The sequence below is a fragment of the Nocardioides hungaricus genome, from assembly GCF_054782915.1.
Map to the genome: position 1 here is coordinate 36,438 of NZ_BAAGRO010000049.1, position 23,821 is coordinate 60,258.

Here is a 23,821-nt window from a genome sequence, read left to right on the forward strand (position 1 = left end):
GGCCCGTCGTCAGGAGTACGCCGTGCCCCGGGCGTCCCGGGTCCACAGCACGCCATCGCCCGGGGTGGAACCCTCGGCGGCGAGCGTCCGCTTGAGCACCTTGTTCGTGGCCGTCCGAGGGAGCGTGGCGACGACCCGGACGTAGCGCGGCCGAGCCTTGGGCGAGAGGTCGGGCTGCTCGTCCAGGAAGGCCGCGAGCTCGGCCGGGGAGAGCGGGCCGGTCACCACGAGCGCCGCCATCACCTGGTCGCCCACCGACTCGTCCGGCACGGCGTACACCGCGGCCTCGGACACGGACGGGTGGCGCAGCAGGATCCGCTCGACCGGCGCGGCCGCGAGGTTCTCGCCGTCGACGCGCAGCCAGTCGGCGGTGCGGCCGGCGAAGTACACGAAGCCGTCGGCGTCGCGGTAGGCGAGGTCGCCGGACCAGTACATGCCGCCGCGCATCCGCTCGGCCTCGGCGTCGGGGTCGCGGTAGTAGCCCGCGAACGCGCCCGCTCCGGAGGTGTTCACGAGCTCGCCGGTCGCCTCGTCGGCGTTGAGCAGCGCACCGGAGGAGGAGAAGACCGCGTCCGGCGTCTCGGCCATCGTCTCGGCGTCGAGCACCTTGACTCCGTCGACCGGTCGGCCCAGCGAGCCGGGCGGCATCTCGGGCACCCGCTGCACGATCACCGCGTTCTCGGTCGAGGAGTAGGAGTCGACGACCGTGCAGCCGAAGCGCTCGGCGAAGCCGGCGATGTCGCGGTCGTTGGCCTCGTTGCCGAACACCACCCGCAGCGGGTTGTCCGCGTCGTCGGGCCGCTCGGGCGTCGCCATCACGTAGGCGAGCGGCTTGCCGACGTAGTTCGCGTACGTCGCGCCGTACCGCCGCACGTCCGGCAGGAAGCCGGAGGCCGAGAACCGCGGCGCCAGCGCCATCGCCGCGCCGGCCGCGAGGGCCGGACCCCAGCCGGCCATGATCGCGTTGGAGTGGAACATCGGCATCGACACGTAGGCGACGTCCGCCGCCGACAGGCCGAACCGCTCCGCGAGGAGCTGTCCGGGGTGGGCGACCTTCGCGTGCGTCACGTTGACCGCCTTCGGCTCGCCGGACGTGCCCGAGGTGAAGATCAGCATCATCAGGTCGTCCGGTCCGACCGCCACGTCGGGTACGCCGGCGGCGCCGTGCTCCGCCACGAGCTCCGCCCAGTCGGGGGAGTCGAGCCGGATCACCGGCACCTCGACGTCCTCGAGCAGTTCGCAGTACGCCGAGTCCGTGACCACGACCCGCACGTCCGCCCGGGCGACGTCGGCGGCCAGCGCGGCACCGCGGCGGGTCGGGTTGAGCCCGACCACGACCTGGCCGCCGAGAGCCGCCCCGCCGATCAGGAACGCGAACTCGGGCACGTTCTCCAGCAGCACGCCGATGTGCGGCGGCAGTCGGTCGTCGAGGAGCGTGTCGAGCACGGCCGACCGCACGCACGACTCCCGGACCACCTCGCGCCAGCTCCACGCGTCGTCCCCGGCCAGCAGGCCGGGGTGGTCGTCCTCCGCCCGCGCGAGCAGCTGCTCGCGCACGGTCGGCATGGTCACGCCGGCTCGGCGGCCAGCGCCCGTCCGACCGTCAGCGCCTGCTCGGTCGCGCCGCCGTGCAGGAACTCGAACCGCTTGGCGCCGGTGAAGTACCGGTGCGCCTCGCCGTCGAGGTCGATGCCCACGCCGCCGTGGACATGGACGGTCGTGTGCGCGAGCCGGTGGCCGGCGTCCGCGGCCCACAGCTTCGCGATCGCGACCTCGGTGTCGGCGGGCCGGCCCTGGTCGAGGCGCCACGCGGCCTGCCAGAGCGTGAGCCGCTGGCCGAGCACGTCGATGTAGCCGTCGGCGAGCCGCTGCGAGACCGCCTGGAAGGTGCCGATCGGCCGGCCGAACTGCTCGCGCGTCTTCGCATACGACGCCGTCAGCCGCAGCGCACCCTCGGTGATGCCGAGCTGCTCGGCGGCGCCGCCGAGCACCATCAGCTGCCGCAGCCGGTGGTCGACGGAGCCGTCGGCCGCGCCGAGCAGCCGGTCGGCGGGCAGTACGGCGCCGTCGAGATCGAGCCGCGCGACCGCGTCGCCGTCGGAGAACGTCTGCGCCACCACGGTCACTCCGGCGTCGCCGGGCTCGACCACGAACACGCCGACGCCCGACGGAGTCTCGGCGGGGACGAGGAGGACGTCGGCGTACGGGCCGGCCGGGACGACGGCCTTGCTGCCGGTGAGGCGGTAGCCGTCGCCGTCCAGGGTCGCGGTCGTGGTCGGCCGGGTCGGCGCCCACGAGCGCTCCTCGGCGATCGCGGCCGTGACGACCGTGGCGCCGGTCGCCGCGCCGGCCAGCCAGCGCTGCCTCTGCTCGGCGGTGCCAACCTCGGCGACCAGTCGAGACGCCGGGCCGTGCGCGGCCAGCGGCACGGGGGCGACGGTGCGGCCGACCTCGACGATGACCCGGCAGAGCTCGACCAGGCCGAGGCCGGCGCCGTCGTACTCCTCGGGCAGCGCGAGCCCGAGCAGCCCCGCCTCGCCGAGCGCGGCCCACAGGTCGCGGTCGAACCGATCGCCGCCGTCCTCGACCCTCTTCTGCCGCTCGCTGGTCGCGCGGTCCGCGAGGATGCTCGCCGCGAGCTCCGCGGCCTCGTCCTGCTCCTGGGTGAACCGGAAGTCCATGTCAGCTCCTCTTCACGAACGCCTGGCTGCGGGGAGGCCGAGACCGACGTACCCGATGATGTCGCGCTGGATCTCGTTGGTGCCGCCGCCGAAGGTCATCACCAGGGCGGCGCGGTGGAACCGCTCGAGCCGGCCCTGGAGCACCGCGCCGTCGGACCCGCCGGTGACGCCGGCGTTCGGGCCGACGATCTCCATCAGCGAGCGGTAGACCTCGGTGGCGAGCTCGGAGCCGTAGATCTTGGTGGCCGAGGCCTCGGCGGGGGAGAGGTCCACGCCGGCGTCGGCGTCGGCGGCGAGCTTCCAGTTGATCAGCCGCAGCGCCTCCGCGCGGGCATGGGCGCGGCCGAGCGCGACCTGCACCCACTCGGTGTCGATCACCCGCTGGCCGTCCGGGTTCTTGGTCTCCTGCGCCCAGCGGCGCACCAGCTCGATCGAGTGCGTCAGCGGCGCGGCCGAGGTGAGGGCGACCCGCTCGTGGTTGAGCTGGTTGGTCATCAGCGCCCAGCCGCCGTTGAGCTCGCCGACCAGGTTGGCCGCCGGCACCCGCACGTCCTCGTAGTACGTCGCGCTCGTGCTCACGCCGGCCACCGTGTGCACCGGGGTGTAGGAGAAGCCGTCGGAGTCGGCCGGCACCAGGATCATCGACAGGCCCTTGTGGCGGGGCAGATCGGGGTCGGTGCGGCAGGCCATCCAGATCCAGTCGGCGTACTGGATGAGCGAGGTCCACATCTTCTGCCCGTTGATCACCCACTCGTCGCCCTCGCGGACTGCCCGGGTCCTCAGTGACGCCAGGTCGGTGCCCGAGCCGGGCTCGGAGTAGCCGATCGAGAAGTGCAGCTCGCCGCGGAGGATCCGGGGGAGGAAGTACGCCCTCTGCTCGTCGCTGCCGTAGCGCATGATCGTCGGCCCGACGGTGTTGAGCGTCAGGTAGGGGATCGGTACGCCGGCCACCGCGGCCGCGTCGGTGAAGATCAGCTGGTCGACCATCGACCGGGCCTGGCCGCCGTACTCCTCCGGCCAGCCGATGCCCAGCCACCCGTCGGTGCCGAGCCGCCTGATCACGTCCTGGTAGACGTCGGTGTCGCCGAACTCGCCGGTCGCGGCGGAGAGGCCGGCCTTGACCTCGGGGGTGACCAGGGCGGCGAAGTACTCGCGCAGCTCCTCGCGCAGCCGTTCCTGGTCTGGTGTCAGGGCGATGTGCATGGGCAGGCTGCTTTCTCGAACGGCTTCGTGTGCTGGAATCCCGGCGTCGAAAACTATAACCTGTTCTAAGTTTGGTCCACAGGTCCCCGATCTGGAGGCGGAGATGAGCGACACTCGCACCCTCGACCACGGCACCCCGCCGGAGCGGTTCGCGCGCGGTTGGTACTGCCTCGGCCTCGCCGACACCTTCCGCGACGGGAGGCCGCACGGGATCGAGGCGTTCGGCGGCAAGCTCGTGGTCTGGGCGGACACCGCGGGCGAGATCCAGGTGCTGGACGGGTACTGCCGGCACATGGGCGGCGACCTGACCCAGGGCGAGGTCAAGGGCGACCAGGTGGCCTGCCCGTTCCACGACTGGCGGTGGGGCGGCGACGGGAAGTGCAAGCAGATCCCCTACGCCCGGCGGGTGCCGCTGCGGGCGCGGACCCAGCGCTACCCGACGGCGATCCGCAACGGCCAGCTGCTCATCTGGCACGACGTCGAGGGCTCCGCGCCCGACACGGACATCCTGCCGCCGGAGCTGCCCGGCCTGGTCGACGGCCTCTACACCGACTGGTCGTGGGAGGTCGTCCCGATCACCGACTCCCACTGCCGCGAGCTGATCGACAACGTCGTGGACATGGCGCACTTCTACTACGTGCACTTCTCGTTCCCGACCAGCTTCCGCAACGTCTTCGAGGGCACCCAGGCGACCCAGTTCATGGAGTCGAAGGGCCGCCCGGACAAGTCCGGCGGGTACGGCAGCGCGGAGCTGTTCCTCAAGTCCGAGGCCACCTACTACGGTCCGGCGTACATGATCAACTGGCTCGACGTGGACTACAAGGGCTTCGAGACCGAGGTCATCCTGATCAACTGCCACATCCCGACCGGCCCGGAGTCCTTCACGCTCCAGTACGGCATCACGGTCAAGAAGCCCGAGGGCCTCGACGACGCCACCGCGCAGTACATCTCGAAGAAGTACGCGCAGATGTTCGGGGAGGGCTTCCTCCAGGACGTGCACATCTGGAAGAACAAGGTGCCGGTGCAGAACCCGCTGCTGTGCGAGGAGGACGGGCCGGTCTACCAGCTGCGCCGCTGGTACGAGCAGTTCTACGTCGACCAGGCCGACATCGCCCCCGAGATGGTGGACCGCTTCGAGTTCGAGGTCGACACCACCAGGGCCAACGAGTACTGGCAGGAGGAGGTCGCCGAGAACCTCCGCAAGAGGGCGGACGAGGAGTCCGCCGAGGAGTCTGCCGAGACGCCGCAGATGATGTCGGGCACCTGACGCCATGGCCTCCTTCGTCCCCACGAGCGCCGACACGCTCGAGGACCAGCGCCTCTACACCTCCGCCCGGCTGGTCGAGGTCGCGTGCCTCGACTGCCTGGCCAAGGTCGGTGTGAAGAAGAACAGCGAGCACCACACCTCGATCCAGTGGACGGGGGAGGCGCGGGCGCAGTGTCCGGAGCTGTCCCGGCGGGCGGGCGGGCGCGAGTCCCACCCCGCGTGTCCGCGGATGGTGGCGAGCATCGAGGCCGCCGTACGAGAAGGTCAGATCCCCATCGGCGCCGAGGACGGTTACTGAGCAGATGAGGGCAGATGTCTGACGAGTCCTTCGAGGTGAAGGTCGTGGACGTGGTCGAGGAGACCGCGGACGCGCACTCCATCTCCTTCGAGGTCCCCGCCGGCGCGGGGGAGCGGTTCGCGTACAAGCCCGGCCAGTTCCTGACCCTGGCGGTCCCGAGCGACCGGACCGGCGTGGCCGCGCGCTGCTACTCGCTGTCCAGCAGCCCGGTCGGCGGCGGCCCGCTCACCATCACGGTGAAGCGCACCGACGGCGGCTACGCGTCGAACTGGGTGTGCGACCACCTCCGCGACGGCGACTCGATCCGGGTGCTGCCGCCCAGCGGCATCTTCACGCCCGCGTCGCTGAGCGCCGACCTGCTGCTGTTCGCCGGCGGCAGCGGCATCACGCCGATCGTCTCGATCACCCGCACGGCTCTGCAGCAGGGCACCGGGAGGATCGTGCTCCTCTACGCGAACCGCGACGAGCGGTCGGTGATCTTCGCCGAGGAGCTGACCCGGCTCGCCGCCGAGAACCCCGACCGGCTGGTCGTCGTGCACTGGCTGGAGTCCGTGCAGGGGCTGCCCAGCCAGGACCAGGTCCGCGCGTTCGCGTCGAGCTTCACGTCGTACGACGCCTTCGTCTGCGGCCCGGCGCCGTTCATGAAGCTGACGATCGCCGCGCTCAAGGAGCTGGAGTTCCCGCGCGAGCGCCGGCACCAGGAGAAGTTCGTCTCGCTCGGCGGCAACCCGTTCGGGGACCTGCACGACCAGGAGGTCGCCGAGCACGAGATCGAGGACGCCGAGCGCGACCTCGACGAGGTGCTCCCAGACACGGACGCGCCGCAGGGGCCGGTCCGGCTCGAGGTCGAGCTCGACGGCCAGCAGCACGCCTTCGACGACTGGGCGCCCGGCACCAAGCTGCTCGACCACCTCGAGTCGAAGGGCGTCAAGGCGCCGTACTCCTGCCGGGAGGGGGAGTGTTCGGCGTGCGCCGTCCGCCTGCTCGAGGGCGAGGTGGAGATGCTCCACAACGACGTGCTCGACGACGAGGACATCGCCGACGGCATCCGACTGGGCTGCCAGTCGGTGCCGGTGACCGACACCGTCAGAGTCACGTACCACTGACAGCCCTTCTCAAACCGGCGGTCCAGACCGCTGCATGTCGTTGCACTCTCATGCGTAACTGCAGGGTTCGCCGGGAAGTTTGACGCTCAACCATGAATGTCCATCACGCAACAGCCCCGAACCGCGACCAGTGATCGCCGCTCCCTCCTGATCGCCGCCGACCGGACTCGGGACCGGAATGAGGGATGAGCCATGCTTCTCGGACTGTGCTTGATCATCGTGACCCTCCTGGGGTGGAGCCTCGCCGCCGTCGCCACGAAGCCCGCCGGGCGGGCGTCGCGACAGCGGGACCTCGAGCGGAGGTTTCGTCAGCTCCACCGCACCCCGGACCGGGTGAACCTCCTCGACGTCGAGAACCTGATGCTCTCGGAGTCGATCCCGCTCACCACCGTGCGCCGCGTGCTCGACCGTGCGGTCGCCCGCCGAATCAGCGCCCGCACCATGTGGCGCTGGGCCGAGGCGTACGGCGCCTCCCGGCTCGTGACCGTCCTCGACGCCGGCCTCGCCCACGACACCCTGCTGGAGCACCTCGACGCCGGCACCCACCCCGACTGGACCGCGCTCGACGTCTTCGCCGGCCTCGCCGCCGACATGCTGCCCGCCGGCATGCCGATCGACGAGCTGGTCGACCTCGACGCCGTACCGGGACTCGAGGACCTGACCTACCCCAGCGACCTCGCCGGCTGGTCGACGCTCTCGCCCGACCCGCTCGAGCTGCGGCAGTTCGACCACCTGCCGCCGATCTCCGGCCCCGGCCTCACCCCGTTCCGTCCGATCGCGTCCTTCGGCGGCGACGACGACTGGCCCGAGGCCGCCTGACCGGCCTCGCGAGTCGGGTGATCCGCCCCCTGGCCCCTGGGGTGGGTCGCCGTGGTGTCGGTGTGCGGATTGGTCACCAACCGCATGTTCGGGGCCGGAAATGTTGCGGTTGGTGACCAATCCGCATGCCTGACATGGGTCGGCGGTACGTCAGCCGTCGTTTCGCGGGCTGACTCGGTGGCTGGCCCGTCGCGGGCGCAGCATCGACGCCGATTGGTCACCAACCGCATGTTCAGGGCCCGAAATGCTGCGGTTGGTGACCAATCCGCATGCCTGACTCAGCCCTGGGCGTCCAGTCTCCGCCCGAGGCGCACGCCCCAGGCGACGATCGGGACGAGGACGACGAGGAACCCCGTGCCAGCGATCGCGGCACCGACCAGCGCGGCCCGCAGACTCCCCTCAGCACGGGGGAGTCCACCCTCGACGTCGCCGTAGGCGAACCAGCCGCCCGACTCCTGGTGCGGGAAGAACGCGAAGAACACGGCCGCGCCGACCGCCAGCAGCGCGACGCCGGCGCCGAAGAGCCCGAGGAGCAGCCGTCGCGGGCTCACCAGCCGCGCGCCCGCCACTCGGGGAGCGAGGCCCGCTCGGCGCCGAGGGTCGAGTCGTTCCCGTGGCCGGGGTAGAACCAGGTGTCGTCGGGGAGCCGCTGGAAGACCTTGGCCTCGACCTCGTCGATGAGCTGGGCGAAGGCCGCCTCGTCGCCGAAGGTGTTGCCGACGCCGCCGGGGAAGAGCGAGTCGCCGGTGAACAGGTGCGGGTGGCCGCCCTCGGAGGCGGTGTCGTCGTACAGCAGCGCGATCGAGCCCGGGGTGTGGCCGGCGAGCGCGATCACCGACAGCGAGCAGGAGCCGACGGCGATCGTGTCGCCCTGGGCCACCTCCCGGTCCACGGGTACGCCGGTTTGCTCGGTGATCGCCGCGGCGTCGGGTGCGCCCGCGACGACCGACGCTCCGGTCGCCGCCACGACGGGGGCGAGCGCGCGGTGGTGGTCCCAGTGCTGATGGGTGGTGACCACCGTCGTCAGCCCGGCCGAGCCGATCAGCGGCAGCAGCACGGCGGCCGAGTCGGCCGCGTCGATCAGCACCTGCTCGCCGGTCTCGCGGCAGGTCAGCAGGTAGCAGTTGTTCGACATCTGCGGGTCGACGGCCACCTTGGTGATCGTCAGTCGGGACAGCTCTCGCACGTCCGCGTTGCCGCCGGGCGTGACCTCGCCGGTGTACGTCATCGCCATGCTCCGATCTGCGGCAGCTCGCCGCGCTCGCTCGTCACTCCGTCACCGGCCACGCGGCCGGGTCCCGACGCGGCCGGTCACGACCGGGCCGCCCTCGCCGTACGCCCGCACCTCGGCCGGGGGGTCGCTTCGGAGAGGTCCAGGGCGTCGGCCATGACCCCCATCCTGCCGGACACGTGCTCGAAACCCGGCTGTCGGTGGCGCGTGAGATCGTGGGGAACACCGGCGCGTCCGGGTTCGTTGTGACTGGCCTGCACCGGTTAGGATGGCGAACACCTGTTCGAAAGCTCGCGGGGAACGAGGGAACACTCAGTGGCGGACCAGCTCATCATCCGGGGTGCCCGGGAGCACAACCTCAAGGACGTCTCGCTCGACCTGCCCCGCGACGCGCTCATCGTGTTCACCGGATTGTCGGGCTCCGGCAAGTCCTCGCTGGCCTTCGACACGATCTTCGCGGAGGGCCAGCGGCGTTACGTCGAGTCGCTGTCGGCGTACGCCCGCCAGTTCCTCGGCCAGATGGACAAGCCCGACGTCGACTTCATCGAGGGCCTCTCGCCGGCGGTCTCGATCGACCAGAAGTCCACGTCGAAGAACCCGCGCTCGACGGTCGGCACGATCACCGAGGTCTACGACTACCTCCGCCTGCTCTACGCGCGCGCGGGCCGCCCGCACTGCCCGGTCTGCCACGCGCCGATCGAGCGGCAGACGCCGCAGCAGATCGTCGACCGCGTTCTCGCGCTCGAGGAGGGCCGCCGGTTCCAGGTGCTGGCTCCGGTGATCCGCGGCCGCAAGGGCGAGTACGTCGAGCTGTTCAGGCAGCTGCAGACCCAGGGCTTCTCCCGCGCCCGGGTGAACGGCGACACGCACGCCCTGGACTCTCTGTCGACCGATGGGCCCAAGCTGGACAAGCAGAAGAAGCACACGATCGAGGTCGTGGTCGACCGGCTCGCGGTCAAGGAGTCGGCGAAGCGCCGGCTCACCGACTCGGTCGAGACCGCGCTCCAGCTCGCGGGTGGCCTGGTGCTCTTCGACTTCGTCGACACTCCGCCCTCGCAGGGGGGTGCGAAGGACCCGGGCCGGGAGCTGAGGTTCAGCGAGAAGATGGCGTGCCCCAACGAGCACCCGATCGACACCGACGAGCTCGAGCCGCGCTCGTTCTCGTTCAACTCACCCTTCGGCGCGTGCCCGCAGTGCCACGGCCTCGGCACCCGGATGGAGGTCGACCCCGACCTCGTCGTACCCGACCCGACGGCGACGCTGGGGGAGGGCGCGGTCCAGCCGTGGAGCCAGGCCCACGTCGCCGACTACTTCCTGCGGCTGATGGGCGCGCTCGGCGACGAGCTCGGCTTCGACCTGAACACGCCGTGGGAGGACCTCTCCGCCACGGCGCAGCGGTCGATCCTCGACGGCCACCCGACCAAGGTCCACGTGGTCACCCGCAACCGGTACGGCCGGCAGCGCGCCTACTACGCCGAGTTCGAGGGCGTCCGCGGCTACATCGAGCGGCGCCACCGCGAGGCGGAGTCCGACGTCAGCCGCGAGCGCTACGCGGGCTTCATGCGCGAGGTCCCGTGTCCGGCGTGCCGCGGCAGCCGGCTCAAGCCGGTGTCGATGTCGGTGACCCTGGGCGCGTCCATCGAGGACGGCGGCAAGAGCATCGCCGAGGTGTGCGCGCTGCCGATCAACGAGACCGCCGACTACCTGCGCGGCCTCGAGCTCTCCGCCCGCGAGCGGCAGATCGCCGAGCGGGTGCTCAAGGAGATCCAGGAGCGGCTCAACTTCCTGCTCGACGTCGGCCTCGACTACCTCTCGCTCGACCGGCCCTCGGGTTCGCTGTCCGGCGGCGAGGCGCAGCGGATCCGGCTCGCCACCCAGATCGGCGCCGGCCTGGTCGGCGTCCTCTACGTGCTCGACGAGCCGTCCATCGGCCTGCACCAGCGCGACAACCACCGGCTGATCGAGACCCTGGTCCGGCTCAAGGACCTCGGCAACACCCTCATCGTCGTCGAGCACGACGAGGACACCATCCGGGTGGCCGACTGGGTCGTCGACATCGGCCCGGGCGCCGGCGAGCACGGCGGCCAGGTCGTCCACAGCGGCCAGGTCGCCGACCTGCTCACCCACCCCGACTCGATGACCGGCCAGTACCTCTCCGGCCGCCGCGAGATCCCGGTCCCCGAGATCCGCCGCCCGCGCACCAGGGGCCGCGAGCTCAAGGTGCACGGCGCGCGCGAGCACAACCTCCAGAACGTCGACGTGGCGTTCCCGCTCGGCATGTTCGTCGCCGTCACCGGCGTCTCGGGCTCGGGCAAGTCGACGCTGGTCAACGACATCCTCTACACCTCGCTCGCCAAGCAGATCTACAACGCCCGGGCGGTGCCCGGGCGGCACCAGCGGATCACCGGCCTCGAGCACGTCGACAAGGTGATCCACGTCGACCAGTCGCCGATCGGCCGGACGCCGCGGTCCAACCCGGCGACGTACACCGGTGTCTTCGACCACGTCCGCAAGCTGTTCGCGTCGACGCCCGAGGCGAAGATGCGCGGCTACCAGCAGGGCCGGTTCTCCTTCAACGTCAAGGGCGGGCGCTGCGAGGCGTGCGCCGGCGACGGCACGATCAAGATCGAGATGAACTTCCTGCCCGACGTCTACGTCCCGTGCGAGGTCTGCCACGGCGCCCGCTACAACCGCGAGACGCTCGAGGTGCACTACAAGGGCAAGACCATCGCGGAGGTCCTCGACATGCCGATCGAGGAGGCCGCCGACTTCTTCGCCGCGGTGCCCGCGATCGCCCGGCACATGAAGACCCTGGTCGAGGTCGGCCTCGGCTACGTGCGGCTCGGCCAGCCGGCCACGACGCTCTCGGGCGGCGAGGCGCAGCGCGTCAAGCTCTCCTCGGAGCTGCAGAAGCGCTCGACCGGGCGCACGGTCTACGTGCTCGACGAGCCGACCACCGGCCTGCACTTCGAGGACATCCGCAAGCTGCTGCTCGTGCTCGGCCGCCTCGTCGATCAGGGCAACACCGTGCTGGTGATCGAGCACAACCTCGACGTGATCAAGACCGCGGACTGGCTGGTCGACATGGGTCCCGAGGGCGGCTCGCGCGGCGGCACCGTCGTCGCCGAGGGCACGCCGGAGGCCGTCGCGGCCGACCCGGCCAGCTACACCGGCCAGTTCCTGGCGCCGCTGCTCGAGGGCCGGGCCGCGAAGCAGCCGGCCCGCAAGGCCACCGCGCGGAAGGCGCCGGCGACGAAGGCCGCGAGGAAGAGCACGGCTCGGGGGGCGGCGAGGAAGGCGGGCTGAACCTCGGCGCGCTCCGGTGCGTTAGTAGGGTGAAGTTTCAACGACCGCCTGCCGAGAGGACGACGACCGTGAGCATGGGGATTTCGCGCCGCAGGACGCTGACCGGGGCCGCCGCGGTGGGGGTGGGCGCGCCGCTCCTCGCCGCCTGTGGCGGTGGCGACGACGGACCGGCCGCGGCGCCCGAGGTCGCCAGCGGCGAGACGCTCGGCCCGCCGTCGGACGTCCCGGTCGGCGGCGGCAGGATCTACGGCGACCAGAAGATCGTGGTGACCCAGCCGACCGAGGGCGACTTCCGGGGCTTCTCGGCGGTCTGCACCCACTCGCAGTGCGTGGTCGCGACCGTCGACGGCGGCACGATCAACTGCACCTGCCACGGCAGCAAGTTCTCGATCCAGGACGGCTCGGTCGCCAACGGACCGGCCACCTCCCCGCTCCCGGCCGTCGAGGTGACCGTGACCGCCGATCGGATCACGACCGCCTGAGACGGGCGGGCCGCGGGCGACGGGACGTCGGTGGCGGACCGTAGGGTTGAGGCGTGCCATCGCCCGCGTCGTACCGGCCCGAGCCGGGGTCGATCCCGACCCAGCCGGGGGTGTACCGGTTCCGCGACCCGAAGGGTCGCGTGATCTACGTCGGCAAGGCGAAGAGCCTGCGCGCCCGGCTGTCGTCGTACTTCCAGGACGTCGGCAACCTGCACGCCCGCACCGCCACGATGGTGACCACCGCGGCGAGCGTCGAGTGGACGGTGGTGAAGACCGAGGTCGAGGCGCTCCAGCTGGAGTACTCCTGGATCAAGGAGTTCGACCCGCGGTTCAACGTGAAGTACCGCGACGACAAGTCCTACCCGTGGCTGGCGGTGACCGTCGGCGAGGAGTTCCCGCGGGTGATGGTCGGTCGCGGCGCCAAGCGGAGGGGCACCCGCTACTTCGGCCCCTACAGCCACGCCTGGGCGATCCGCGAGACCGTCGACCTGCTGCTGCGGGTCTTCCCGATGCGCTCGTGCAGCAACGGCGTCTTCAAGCGGTCCAGCCAGATCGGCCGGCCCTGCCTGCTCGGCTACATCGACAAGTGCGCGGCCCCCTGTGTCGGCCATGTCTCCGCGGCGGAGCACCGCGCGATCGTCGACGACTTCTGCGACTTCATGGCCGGGCACACGACCGCGTTCGTGCGGCGCATCGAGAAGGAGATGTACGCCGCCTCCGACGCGCTCGACTTCGAGAAGGCCGCCCGGCTGCGCGACGACCTCGGCGCGCTCGACAAGGCGCTCGAGAAGCAGGCGGTCGTGCTCGGCGACGGCACCGACGCCGACGTGATCGCGCTCGCCGAGGACCCGCTCGAGGTGGCGGTGCAGATCTTCTACGTGCGCGGCGGCCGGATCCGCGGCCAGCGCGGCTGGGTGGCCGATCGGGTCGACGAGGGCGACACCGCCGAGCTCGTCGACGACTTCATCCTCCAGCTCTACGCCGGCGCCGGATCCGACGAGATCCCGCGGGAGATCCTCGTGCCGGCGCTGCCGCCCGACCATGCGACGTACGAGCAGCTCCTCGGCGACCTGCGCGGGTCGCGGGTCGCGATCCGGGTGCCGCAGCGCGGCGACAAGAGGACGCTCCAGGAGACCGTCGCGCAGAACGCCGCGCAGGCGCTCGCGCTCCACAAGACCAGGCGCGCCAGCGACCTGACCACCCGCAACCGGGCGCTGGAGGAGATCCAGGGGGCGCTCGAGCTCGACGAGGTGCCGCTGCGGATCGAGTGCTACGACGTCTCCAACCTCCAGGGCACCGAGGTGGTCGCGTCGATGGTCGTCTTCGAGGACGGGCTGGCCCGCAAGGGCGAGTACCGCCGGTTCGTGATCCGCGGCGTCGACGGCCAGAACGACGTCGCCTCCATGCACGAGGTGATCACCCGCCGGTTCAAGCGGCTGCTCGACGAGCAGGGCTCGAGCGAGTCGGTCGTGACCGAGAGCGGCCCGATGCTCGTGGACCCCGAGACCGGCCGGCCGCGGAAGTTCGCCTACGCGCCGGGCCTGGTCGTCGTCGACGGCGGGCCGCCGCAGGTCGCGGCCGCCGAGCGCGCGCTGGCCGAGCTCGGCATCGTCGACATCCCCGTGTGCGGCCTGGCCAAGCGCCTCGAGGAGGTGTGGCTGCCGAACCAGGAGGACCCGGTGATCCTGCCGCGGTCCAGCGAGGGGCTCTACCTCCTCCAGCGGATCCGCGACGAGGCGCACCGCTTCGCGATCACCCACCACCGCTCCCGGCGCTCCAAGTCGATGGTCGAGAGCGTGCTCGACGACGTACCCGGCCTCGGAGAGGTACGCCGCACGACGCTGCTCAAGCACTTCGGCTCCCTCAAGAGGCTGCGCGAGGCCTCCGTCGACGACATCGCACTGGTGCCGGGCATCGGACCGCGCACGGCCGAGGCGATCAAGGATGCGGTGGCGCAGGCGAGCGGCAAGACTGGCGTCAGCGTGAACACGGCCACCGGCGAGATCGAGGAGTCCTGATGGCAGCGGAGGATCACCACGGCGAGCTGGTGGGCGAGCTGGTCGTGGTCACCGGGATGACCGGCGCCGGCCGCAGCACGGCGGCCAAGGAGCTCGAGGACCTCGGCTACTACGTCGTCGACAACATGCCGCCGTCGCTGCTGCGCGACGTCGTGCGCCTGGTCGACGAGAGCCGCGGCGTCGAGCAGCCGATCGCGGTCGTCGTCGACGTGCGGTCCGGCTCGTTCTTCCAGTCCCTGCAGGCCAACCTCGCCCTGGGCGCCACCGGCCGCCGCGCGACGCTGGTCTTCCTCGAGGCCACCGACGACGTGCTGGTACGCCGCCAGGAGGCCGCCCGCCGGCCGCACCCGCTGCAGGGCTCGGGCCGGCTGCTCGACGGCCTCCAGCGCGAGCGGGTCGTGCTCGCCGACCTGCGCAGCGACGCCGACCTGGTCATCGACACGACCGCGCTGAACGTGCACCAGCTGACCGACCGGATCGCGGAGGCGTTCGGCACGCCGGACACCACGCGGCTGCGCGTCACCGTGGCGAGCTTCGGCTTCAAGTACGGCATCCCGGTGGACGCCGACTTCGTCGCCGACATGCGGTTCCTGCCCAACCCGTTCTGGATCCCCGAGCTGCGCCCCCGCACCGGCAGGGACGCCGACGTCGCGGACTACGTGCTCGGACAGCCGGGCGCGGGGGAGTTCCTGGACGGCTACGTGCCGGTGCTGGAGGGCGTCGCCGACGGCTACCTGCGCGAGGGCAAGCGGTTCATGACGATCGCGATCGGCTGCACCGGCGGCAAGCACCGCAGCGTCGCGATGACCGAGGAGATCGTCCGCCGGCTCCAGGCCTCCGGCTACGAGGCGCGCGCCAGCCACCGGGACCTCGGTCGCGAGTGATGGCTCCCGACCGTGCCCACCTGAGGGCCCAGGCGGTCGTCGCGTTCGGAGGCGGCCACGGCCTCGCGGCGACCCTCCAGGCGCTCCGGCTGCTCGTCGACGACCTCGTGGTCGACGAGCTCACCGCCGTGGTGACCGTCGCCGACAACGGCGGCTCGTCGGGCCGGCTGCGGACCGAGTTCGGCGTGCTGCCGCCCGGCGACCTGCGGATGGCGCTGGCTGCCCTCTGCGGCGAGCAGGAGTGGGGCGACACCTGGGCGCGGGTGCTCCAGCACCGGTTCGCCGGGCAGGGTGAGATGCGCGGCCACGTCATCGGCAACCTGCTCATCGTCGGGCTGTGGGAGCAGCTCGGCGACCCGGTGGCCGCGCTGGACTGGGTCGGCCGGCTGCTCGGTACGTCGGGGCGGGTGCTGCCGATGGCGCTCACCCCGCTCGACATCACCGCCGAGGTCCGCGGCCTCGACCCCGACGACGCCGATCTCCTCCGGACCGTGCGCGGCCAGGTGCAGGTCGCGACCACCGGCGGCGTGATCGCGTCGATCGCGCTCGACCCGCCCGACCCGACGCCCTGCCCCGAGGCGATCCACGCGGTCGGCGCGGCGGACTGGCTCGTGGTCGGCCCGGGGTCGTGGTTCACCTCGGTGATCCCGCACCTGATGGTCCCCGCCCTGCGCGAGTCGATGGTCCGCAGCAGCGGCCGCGTGATCGTGACGCTCAACCTCGACGAGCAGGCGGGGGAGACCCCGGGCTTCGAGGCGGCCGACCACCTCGCCGTACTCGCCGAGCATGCGCCGGACCTCCGCGTGGACACCGTGCTCGCCGACGAGCGGCACGGGCACGACGTCGACCTCCAGCATCTCGTGGCGGCGACCGGCGCGAAGCTGGTCGTCGCCGACGTCGCGCGCGAGGACGGGACGGCTCGCCACGACCCGGCGAAGCTGGCCGCGGCGTACTCCTCGATCATGGGCGGGCGTTGACGGGCGTGAAAGGATCGCGGACATGGCGATGACGGCGCAGGTGAAGGCCGAGCTGGCCAGCACCCAGATCACCAAGACGTGCTGCCGGAAGGCCGAGGTGGCCTCGATGCTGAGGTTCGCCGGGGGCCTGCACATCGTGAGCGGCCGGATCGTGGTCGAGGCCGAGTTCGACACCGGCGCGGCCGCCCGCCGGCTGCGCACCAACATCGCGGAGGTCTACGGCCACCGGTCCGACGTGGTGATGGTGCAGGGCAACGGGATCCGCAAGGGCAGCCGCTACATCGTCCGGGTCGTCAAGGACGGCGAGGCGCTGGCCCGCCAGACCGGGCTGCTCGACCAGCGCGGCCGGCCGGTGCGCGGCCTGCCGCCGGCGGTCGTCTCCGGGGGCGGCTGCGACGCCGTGGCGGCGTGGCGCGGCGCGTTCCTCGCGCACGGCTCGCTCACCGAGCCGGGCCGCTCCTCGGCGCTGGAGGTCACCTGCCCCGGCCCGGAGGCCGCGCTCGCCCTCGTCGGCGTCGCGCGCCGGCTCGGGATCCAGGCCAAGGCGCGCGAGGTGCGCGGCGTCGACCGGATCGTGATCCGCGACGGCGACGCGATCGGCCAGCTGCTCACCCGCCTCGGCGCCCACGAGTCGCTGATGGCGTGGGAGGAGCGCCGGATGCGCCGCGAGGTGCGCGCGACCGCCAACCGGCTGGCCAACTTCGACGACGCCAACCTGCGCCGGTCGGCCCGCGCGGCCGTCGCCGCCGGCGCCCGGGTGGGTCGCGCGATGGAGATCCTCGGCGACGACGTACCCGACCACCTGAGGATGGCCGGCGAGCTGCGCCTCGAGCACAAGCAGGCCTCGCTGGAGGAGCTCGGCCAGCTGCACGACCCGGTCCTCACCAAGGACGCGATCGCCGGCCGGATCCGCCGACTGCTGGCGATGGCCGACAGGCGCGCCGAGGAGCTCGGCGTCCCCGACACCGAGGCCTCCCTGACGCCGGAGATGCTCGCCGAGGATGTCTGAGCAGGGACGCGAGGCCGGGCCGACAGGTCCAGGCGATAGGGTCGGAACGACCCCCTTGCACCCCTGATCGAGAGCAGGAGCACGCAGTGACCGTTCGAGTAGGCATCAACGGGTTCGGCCGGATCGGCCGCAACTTCTTCCGCGCCGTCCGCGCCTCGGGCCAGGACATCGAGATCGTCGCCGTCAACGACCTGACGGACAACAAGTCGCTGGCGCCGCTGCTCAAGTTCGACTCGATCCTGGGCCGCCTCGACGCGGACGTCACCCACACCGAGGACGAGATCCGCGTGGGCGACCAGGTCGTGAAGACCTTCGCCGAGCGCGACCCGGCCAACCTCAAGTGGGCCGACCTCGGCGTCGACGTCGTCGTCGAGTCGACCGGCTTCTTCACCGACGGCACGTTGGCCCGCGCCCACGTCGACAACGGCGGCGCGAAGAAGGTCATCATCTCCGCGCCGGCGTCCAACGAGGACGTCACCGTGGTCATGGGCGTCAACCACACGTCGTACGATCCGGCCGCGCACACCGTGATCTCGAACGCCTCCTGCACGACCAACTGCCTCGCGCCGATGGCGAAGGCGCTGCACGAGGGCCTGGGCATCACCAAGGGCCTGATGACCACGATCCACGCCTACACCGCCGACCAGAACCTCCAGGACAACATCCACAAGGACCCGCGCCGCGCCCGCGCCGCCGCCCTCAACATGGTCCCGACCTCGACCGGTGCCGCCAAGGCGATCGGCCTGGTGCTGCCCGAGCTCAAGGGCAAGCTGGACGGCTACGCCATGCGCGTCCCGGTCCCGACCGGCTCGGCGACCGATCTCTCCTTCGAGGCGTCGCGCGAGACGTCGGTCGAGGAGGTCAACGAGATCGTGAGGGCGGCCGCCGACGGCCGCTACCTGCGCTACTCCACCGACCCGCTGGTCTCCACCGACATCGTCACCGACCCGGCTTCCTGCATCTTCGACGCGCCGCTGACCAAGGTGATCGGCAACCAGGTCAAGGTGCTCGGCTGGTACGACAACGAGTGGGGCTACTCCAACCGCCTCGCCGACCTGATCTCGTACGTCGGCGAGACGCTCTGACCGTGGGCTCCTACTCGTCGCTGGGCGACGTGGCCGGCAAGCGGGTCCTCGTCCGATCCGACCTGAACGTGCCCCTGGATGGCACCCGCATCACCGACGACGGGCGCATCCGCGCCAGCGTCCCGACGATCAAGTCGCTGGCGGATGCCGGCGCCCGGGTGGTCGTGGTCGCGCACCTCGGCCGGCCGAAGGGGGAGCGGGACGACCGCTACTCGCTGCGGCCGGTCGCAGCGCGGCTCGGCGAGCTGCTCGGTGCCGAGGTCGCCTTCGCGGCCGACACCATCGGCGTCGAGGCGCGGCAGACCGTCGGCGCGCTCGAGGACGGGCAGGTCGCCGTACTCGAGAACGTGCGGTTCAACGCCGGCGAGACCAGCAAGGACGACGTCGAGCGGGGCGCGTTCGCGGACCTGCTGGCGGAGCTGGCCGACGCGTTCGTGTCCGACGGATTCGGGGTGGTGCACCGCAGGCAGGCGTCGGTCTACGACGTGGCGCAGCGGCTGCCGCACGCGATGGGCCAGCTGGTGTCGACCGAGATCGGCGTGCTGCGCCGGCTCACCGAGAGCCCGGAGCGGCCGTACGCCGTGGTGCTCGGCGGGTCGAAGGTCTCCGACAAGCTCGGCGTGATCGACAACCTGCTCGGCAAGGCCGACCGGCTGCTGATCGGGGGCGGCATGGTGTTCACGTTCCTCAGGGCCCAGGGCCACGAGGTCGGCAGGAGCCTGCTCGAGGAGGACCAGGTCGACACCTGCCGGGCCTACCTCGAGCGGGCGGAGCAGTCCGGCGTCGAGCTCCTGCTGCCGACCGACATCGTGGTCGACACCGAGTTCCCCTCCGGCGACCGCGAGCCGGAGCCGCGCGTGGTCGCCGCCTCCGAGATCCCCGGGGACGCCCTCGGCCTCGACATCGGGCCCGACTCGGCCGCTGCCTTCGCCGCGGCGCTCGTGGACGCGAAGACGGTGTTCTGGAACGGGCCGATGGGCGTCTTCGAGACCCCGGCCTTCGCCTCCGGCACCCGCGCGGTCGCCGGTGCGCTGGCCCGGGTCGACGGACTCTCGGTCGTCGGCGGCGGCGACTCCGCGGCCGCCGTACGCGCCCTCGGCTTCGACGAGGCCGCGTTCGGCCACATCTCCACCGGCGGCGGCGCCAGCCTCGAGTACCTCGAGGGCAGGGAGCTCCCCGGCATCGAGGTCCTGGAGGACTGAACCCATGGCGAAGGCCCGCACCCCGCTGATGGCGGGGAACTGGAAGATGAACCTGAACCACCAGGAGGCGGTGGTGCTGGTCCAGAAGCTCGCCTGGACGCTCGCGGACAAGAGGCACGACTACGGGCGGGTCGAGGTCGTGGTCGTGCCGCCGTTCACCGACCTGCGCTCGGTGCAGACCCTCGTCGACGGCGACCGCCTGCTGGTGAGGTACGGCGCGCAGGACGTCTCGCAGCACGAGTCCGGTGCCTACACGGGCGAGATCTCCGCAGGCATGCTCGCCAAGCTCGGCTGCTCCTACGTCGTCGTGGGCCACAGCGAGCGCCGGGAGTACCACGCGGAGACCGACGAGCTGGTCGCGGCGAAGGCCCGGGCCGCGCTCGCGGCCGGCATCACGCCGATCGTGTGCGTGGGCGAGGGCCTCGAGGTCCGCCGGGCCGGCGAGCACGTCCCGCACTGCATCTCGCAGGCGGTCGGCTCGCTCGCCGGGTTCACCTCCGAGCAGGTCGCCGGCCTGGTCATCGCCTACGAGCCGGTCTGGGCCATCGGGACCGGCGAGGTCGCCACCCCCGAGGACGCCCAGGAGGTCTGCCAGGCCATCCGCGCCCAGGTGCGTGAGGCACACGGCGACGCGGCGGCCGACGGCGTACGCGTCCTCTACGGCGGCTCGGTGAAGGCCGCCAACGTCGGCGGCATCATGGCGCAGGCCGACGTGGACGGCTGCCTGGTCGGCGGGGCGAGTCTCCAGGCCGACGAGTTCGGCGGCATCTGCCGGTTCTACGACATGCCGATCATCTGAACTCCGGCCCTCTGACGTAGGCTTCCGACCGTGGAACTGCTCTTCACCATCGTGCTCATGATCTCCAGCGGCCTCATGATCCTCCTCGTGCTCCTGCACAAGGGTCGTGGCGGCGGCCTCTCGGACATGTTCGGCGGTGGCGTCTCCAGCTCGCTCGGCGGCTCGTCGGTCGCGGAGCGCAACCTGGACCGCCTGACGGTCGGCATCGGCGTCATCTGGTTTGCCTGCGTGCTGGCCCTCGGCCTGCTGCTGGCGTACTGACACTTCGAGAAAGGTAAACACTTCCGTGGCTGGTGGAGGAAACGCTATTCGCGGGAGCCGGGTGGGGGCCGGCCCGATGGGCGAGGCGGAGCGTGGCGAGGCCGCGCCGCGCCAGACCGTGACCTACTTCTGCGCGAACGAGCACCGCTCGGTGGTGACCTTCTCGACCGAGGCCCAGGTGCCCGGCTCGTGGGACTGCCCCAAGTGCGGCCTCCCCGCCAGCCTCGACTCCGAGAACCCGCCCCCGGCCCCGAAGATCGAGCCCTACAAGACCCACCTGGCCTACGTGAAGGAGCGCCGCTCCGACCAGGAGGCCGCCGACATCCTCGACGAGGCCCTCGCGCTGCTCCGCTCCCGCCGCAAGTCCGGCGACATCGTCTTCTAGCGCGACTCGGCGCATCTTGCCCGCGTGGGAGGTGCGAGTCGGCGCGTCTTGCCCGCGTTCACGCCGTCCGCAGGCCGCCGCGCCGGGCTCGCGCCTCCTGCGCTGCCTCGCGGATGATCCGGTCGCACGCACGGGTCCGCCCGAAGACGTCGTCGCACTCCAGCGCTCGCATCAGCCAGCCTGCGGCCGTGAGGTCGTCTCGGCGCAGACGGTCGTGTCGGCGCTGCTCGGGACTGCTATGCCACTCGACCCCGTCGTACTCGAAGCCGAGCAGGAGGTCCTCGTTGGCCAGGTCGATGCGGCCCAGAAGCTCGCCGTAGCGCCACACCTCCACCTGAGGTACGACGGCCACATTGGCCTCGATGCAGCGCAGCCGCAGCACGGACTCGCCGGGCGACTCGCTGCGGCCGTCGGCCAGCGGGCCGATGGCCCGCAATGTCGTCACCCAGCGCATACCGCGGAAGCGCTCGATGCCGGCGACGAACTCATCGCGGCTGAACGCCCGCAAGCGGAACATGGCGTCGAGCCCCGAGATCGCCTCGTCCGTCCAGCGCACCCGGCCGAGGTCCCACGCTGTGCGGATCGGCGTGGTCACCGCGAGCCCACCCACGTTCATCACGTCCTGGTCGGTGAGGTTGCGCTCGCCGCTCGTGGACAGGTCGTTGCGGAGCCGGCCGTGTCCGGAGGGACGGAACAGGCTGAGCGGTCTCAGCTCCAGATGCTCGCCCGGCGCCAGGACCATCGGCGCGCCGTGCAACCAGCCGGCATGTCGGTCGACGACCACGCAGTCGTCCGGAACCACGAGCCGGAGGCACGCGGCCCGGAGTGCGAGCGAGTCGCCCACGTGCGTGCCGACGTACACCCCCTTGATGGGCCGGCGGACGAGCCCCTCGGCGAGGAGGCGGTCGAGCGCGCGGCGGGAGATGCCGGCGCCCACCGCATCGCGTCGCGTGAAGGCCCGGTCCGGCGATAGCGGGAAGCTGTCGGTCAGTCGTCCGTCCGAGAGCAGTTCATCGAAGTCCATGCGCCCAGCGTTCCCGGCCTGCTGCCGGTGCACCCGAGCTCACGCGGATCTGTGGACAGGGTGGGCAAGACGCGCCGACTCGCGCCCCTGCCGCGGGCAAGTTGCGCCGAGTCGCGCCTCTCGGGCGGGCAAGTTGCGCCGAGTCGCGCCCCGCTACAGCTGGCTGGCGGCGGGGCGGTCGAGGAACCAGAGGGTCTCGTCGTGGCCGGTGACGCCGGCGGCGGGGACGTCGTGGCGGTCGGCGCCGCCGAGCGCGGCCGCGACGGCGGCCGCCTTGCCCGCGCCGCTGACGAGGAGCCACACCGACTTCGCCCGATTGAGGGCCGCGAAGGTGAGGCTGATCCGCTCGGGCGGGGGCTTGGGCGAGCCGGTGACGCCGACGGCGATCGCGTCGGCGACGTCGAGCTGGGGGAAGCCGGGGAAGAGCGAGGCGACGTGGCCGTCCGGACCGATGCCGAGCATCACCACGTCGAACTCGCCGCTGCCGTGCTCCCTCAGCTCGGCGGCGTACGCCGCCGCCCCCTCGTCGGCCGAGGCGGCCGAGGCCGGGGACGGCATCTCGTGGACCTGCGTCGCCCCGACGGCGTCGAGGAACGCCGCGCGCGCCTGGAGGGCGTTGCGGTCAGGTGAGTCGGGCGCGACGAACCGCTCGTCGCCCCACCACACCACGACCCGGGTCCAGTCGACCTCGGAGGCCGGCGAGAGCCGGGCGATCTCGCGGTGGATCTCCTCGGCGACGGTGCCGCCGGTCAACGCGATCTGCGGTACGCCGCCCGCCGACTGCGCGTCGGACAGCCGGGCCAGCAGCTCGCCGGCGACGGCGGTGGCGAGGGCGGCGGGGTCGGGGTGGACCTCGATCCGCGGAGTGGTGGTCACGTCGCAGCTCCCAGCTTGAGCAGCCTGCGGGCGGTCTCGGCGTAGACCTCGTCCTCGTCGAGGCGGCGCAGCTCCTCGCCGAGCAGCTCGGGCAGGTCGCGCCGCTTGAGCGCGACCGGCCGGTCCGGTCGGCCCGGCGAGGAGAAGGTGGCGAGCTTGCCGTCGGCGCGCGAGATCCTGATCGTGCCCTCGGCGGTCTCGAGCACGACCTCGGTGATGCCCGGCCCGCGGGAGCTCCGCCGCTCGACCCTGATCCGCAGCCGGTCGGCGAGCCACGCCGCCAGCAGGTCGGCGCTCGGGCTGATCCGCTCGGCGGTCACCGAGCCGTGGGTCACCTTGAGCGGGTGCTGGTCCAGCGCCGCCGCGAGCAGCGCGCGCCACGGCGTGATCCGCGTCCAGGCCAGGTCGGTGTTGCCGTCGGTGTAGGCGAGGCACTGCTGGCGCATCGCCCTCGTCTTCCCGCGTACGGCGGAGGCGGCGTCGGTGATCCGGCGCTGCGCCAGCCTGCCGAGCGGGTCGTCGGCCGGGTCGTCCGGCGGGTGGTTCGGCCACCAGACGGCGACGGGCGAGTCGGGCAGCAGCAGCGGCAGCACCACCGAGGCGGAGTGCCGCACGACCTCGCCCTTGAGCCGGATCAGCGCGGTCTCGCCGCTCCAGCCCGAGCCGGTACCGACCTGGGCATTGACCTGGGCGGCGCCCCGGCCGTCGCCGAGGATCACGCCGAGCACCCGCGACGGGTGCTCGTGGGAGGCCGCCCGCGCCGCACGCATGGCAGTCTCGGCGTCGTCCTCGTCGACGACGATGACCAGGGTCATCACCATGCCCATCGCCGGGCTGCCGGCGCGCACCCGGGCCCGCTGGAGCTCGGCGGCGATCTCGGCCGAGTTGGTGTCGGTCAGCTCGATCAT

The 23,821-nt window shown here is 71.9% G+C and carries 23 protein-coding genes; 15 read left to right on the forward strand and 8 right to left on the reverse strand.

Annotated features, from left to right (window positions below; genetic code table 11):
• Positions 1-9 precede the first annotated feature (9 nt).
• The 3 genes from ACYVKX_RS18565 to ACYVKX_RS18575 are packed head-to-tail and all read right to left on the reverse strand — an operon-like array spanning position 10 to position 3,884.
• Positions 10-1,566, reverse strand: a complete 1,557-nt coding sequence (locus ACYVKX_RS18565; RefSeq protein ID WP_460835252.1) for an AMP-binding protein — start codon at positions 1,564-1,566, stop codon at positions 10-12.
• 2 nt (positions 1,567-1,568) lie between these two features.
• Entirely contained in the window at positions 1,569-2,681 is a 1,113-nt protein-coding gene (locus ACYVKX_RS18570; RefSeq protein ID WP_460835162.1) for an acyl-CoA dehydrogenase family protein, read from the reverse strand.
• Positions 2,682-2,693: 12 nt separating this feature from the next.
• Positions 2,694-3,884 (reverse strand): acyl-CoA dehydrogenase family protein, encoded by a 1,191-nt coding sequence (locus ACYVKX_RS18575; protein WP_460835163.1) that lies wholly within the window; start codon positions 3,882-3,884, stop codon positions 2,694-2,696.
• A 103-nt stretch (positions 3,885-3,987) separates the two neighbouring features.
• On the opposite strand from ACYVKX_RS18575, the gene ACYVKX_RS18580 reads away from it, so the two are divergent.
• From ACYVKX_RS18580 to ACYVKX_RS18595, 4 genes are all read left to right on the forward strand, one after another.
• Positions 3,988-5,151, forward strand: a complete 1,164-nt coding sequence (locus ACYVKX_RS18580; protein ID WP_460835164.1) for a Rieske 2Fe-2S domain-containing protein — start codon at positions 3,988-3,990, stop codon at positions 5,149-5,151.
• Between the two features lie 4 nt (positions 5,152-5,155).
• Positions 5,156-5,449, forward strand: coding sequence for a hypothetical protein (locus ACYVKX_RS18585; RefSeq protein ID WP_460835165.1), 294 nt, complete (start codon positions 5,156-5,158; stop codon positions 5,447-5,449).
• Between the two features lie 14 nt (positions 5,450-5,463).
• Positions 5,464-6,555: a 2Fe-2S iron-sulfur cluster-binding protein gene (locus ACYVKX_RS18590; protein ID WP_460835166.1), complete on the forward strand. Its 1,092-nt coding sequence runs from the start codon at positions 5,464-5,466 to the stop codon at positions 6,553-6,555.
• Between the two features lie 192 nt (positions 6,556-6,747).
• Positions 6,748-7,374, forward strand: a complete 627-nt coding sequence (locus ACYVKX_RS18595) for a hypothetical protein (RefSeq protein WP_460835167.1) — start codon at positions 6,748-6,750, stop codon at positions 7,372-7,374.
• Between the two features lie 278 nt (positions 7,375-7,652).
• On the opposite strand, the gene ACYVKX_RS18600 is transcribed toward ACYVKX_RS18595, so the two are convergent.
• Together ACYVKX_RS18600 and ACYVKX_RS18605 are read right to left on the reverse strand one after the other, a co-directional pair.
• The gene (locus ACYVKX_RS18600; RefSeq protein WP_460835168.1) at positions 7,653-7,925 is read right to left on the reverse strand and encodes a hypothetical protein; all 273 of its coding nucleotides are present in this window, start codon (positions 7,923-7,925) and stop codon (positions 7,653-7,655) included.
• Positions 7,922-8,602, reverse strand: a complete 681-nt coding sequence (locus ACYVKX_RS18605; RefSeq protein WP_460835169.1) for an MBL fold metallo-hydrolase — start codon at positions 8,600-8,602, stop codon at positions 7,922-7,924. Before ACYVKX_RS18605 ends, ACYVKX_RS18600 begins: the two co-directional genes overlap by 4 nt.
• A 318-nt stretch (positions 8,603-8,920) precedes the next feature.
• Between ACYVKX_RS18605 and uvrA the strand changes: the two genes are divergently transcribed.
• From uvrA to ACYVKX_RS18660, 11 genes are all read left to right on the forward strand, one after another.
• Positions 8,921-11,911: an excinuclease ABC subunit UvrA gene (gene uvrA, locus ACYVKX_RS18610; RefSeq protein WP_460835170.1), complete on the forward strand. Its 2,991-nt coding sequence runs from the start codon at positions 8,921-8,923 to the stop codon at positions 11,909-11,911.
• A gap of 74 nt (positions 11,912-11,985) precedes the next feature.
• Positions 11,986-12,393, forward strand: a complete 408-nt coding sequence (locus tag ACYVKX_RS18615; RefSeq protein ID WP_460835253.1) for a Rieske (2Fe-2S) protein — start codon at positions 11,986-11,988, stop codon at positions 12,391-12,393.
• Between the two features lie 53 nt (positions 12,394-12,446).
• The gene (uvrC, locus tag ACYVKX_RS18620; protein ID WP_460835171.1) at positions 12,447-14,411 is read left to right on the forward strand and encodes an excinuclease ABC subunit UvrC; all 1,965 of its coding nucleotides are present in this window, start codon (positions 12,447-12,449) and stop codon (positions 14,409-14,411) included.
• Positions 14,411-15,295, forward strand: a complete 885-nt coding sequence (rapZ, locus tag ACYVKX_RS18625) for an RNase adapter RapZ (RefSeq protein ID WP_460835172.1) — start codon at positions 14,411-14,413, stop codon at positions 15,293-15,295. The genes uvrC and rapZ overlap by 1 nt, the downstream gene beginning before the upstream one ends.
• Positions 15,295-16,272: a gluconeogenesis factor YvcK family protein gene (locus ACYVKX_RS18630; RefSeq protein ID WP_460835173.1), complete on the forward strand. Its 978-nt coding sequence runs from the start codon at positions 15,295-15,297 to the stop codon at positions 16,270-16,272. Before rapZ ends, ACYVKX_RS18630 begins: the two co-directional genes overlap by 1 nt.
• A 22-nt stretch (positions 16,273-16,294) precedes the next feature.
• Positions 16,295-17,281, forward strand: a complete 987-nt coding sequence (gene whiA, locus ACYVKX_RS18635) for a DNA-binding protein WhiA (RefSeq protein WP_460835174.1) — start codon at positions 16,295-16,297, stop codon at positions 17,279-17,281.
• An 86-nt stretch (positions 17,282-17,367) separates the two neighbouring features.
• Positions 17,368-18,366 carry a type I glyceraldehyde-3-phosphate dehydrogenase gene (gene gap, locus ACYVKX_RS18640; protein ID WP_460835175.1) on the forward strand — a complete coding sequence of 333 codons (999 nt, stop codon included), beginning with the start codon at positions 17,368-17,370 and terminating at the stop codon, positions 18,364-18,366.
• Positions 18,367-18,368: 2 nt separating this feature from the next.
• Positions 18,369-19,568, forward strand: a complete 1,200-nt coding sequence (locus tag ACYVKX_RS18645) for a phosphoglycerate kinase (protein ID WP_460835176.1) — start codon at positions 18,369-18,371, stop codon at positions 19,566-19,568.
• A 4-nt stretch (positions 19,569-19,572) separates the two neighbouring features.
• Positions 19,573-20,367: a triose-phosphate isomerase gene (gene tpiA / locus ACYVKX_RS18650; protein ID WP_460835177.1), complete on the forward strand. Its 795-nt coding sequence runs from the start codon at positions 19,573-19,575 to the stop codon at positions 20,365-20,367.
• 30 nt (positions 20,368-20,397) lie between these two features.
• Positions 20,398-20,628 carry a preprotein translocase subunit SecG gene (secG, locus tag ACYVKX_RS18655; protein WP_460835178.1) on the forward strand — a complete coding sequence of 77 codons (231 nt, stop codon included), beginning with the start codon at positions 20,398-20,400 and terminating at the stop codon, positions 20,626-20,628.
• 25 nt (positions 20,629-20,653) lie between these two features.
• On the forward strand, positions 20,654-21,013 hold the full coding sequence (locus tag ACYVKX_RS18660) for an RNA polymerase-binding protein RbpA (protein WP_460835179.1): 360 nt from the start codon (positions 20,654-20,656) through the stop codon (positions 21,011-21,013).
• Positions 21,014-21,071: 58 nt separating this feature from the next.
• On the opposite strand, the gene ACYVKX_RS18665 is transcribed toward ACYVKX_RS18660, so the two are convergent.
• The 3 genes from ACYVKX_RS18665 to ACYVKX_RS18675 form a co-directional block, all read right to left on the reverse strand.
• The gene (locus tag ACYVKX_RS18665; protein ID WP_460835180.1) at positions 21,072-22,037 is read right to left on the reverse strand and encodes a type IV toxin-antitoxin system AbiEi family antitoxin domain-containing protein; all 966 of its coding nucleotides are present in this window, start codon (positions 22,035-22,037) and stop codon (positions 21,072-21,074) included.
• 153 nt (positions 22,038-22,190) lie between these two features.
• Positions 22,191-22,913, reverse strand: a complete 723-nt coding sequence (pgl, locus tag ACYVKX_RS18670; protein ID WP_460835181.1) for a 6-phosphogluconolactonase — start codon at positions 22,911-22,913, stop codon at positions 22,191-22,193.
• Positions 22,910-23,821 carry a glucose-6-phosphate dehydrogenase assembly protein OpcA gene (locus ACYVKX_RS18675; protein ID WP_460835182.1) on the reverse strand — a complete coding sequence of 304 codons (912 nt, stop codon included), beginning with the start codon at positions 23,819-23,821 and terminating at the stop codon, positions 22,910-22,912. The genes pgl and ACYVKX_RS18675 overlap by 4 nt, the downstream gene beginning before the upstream one ends.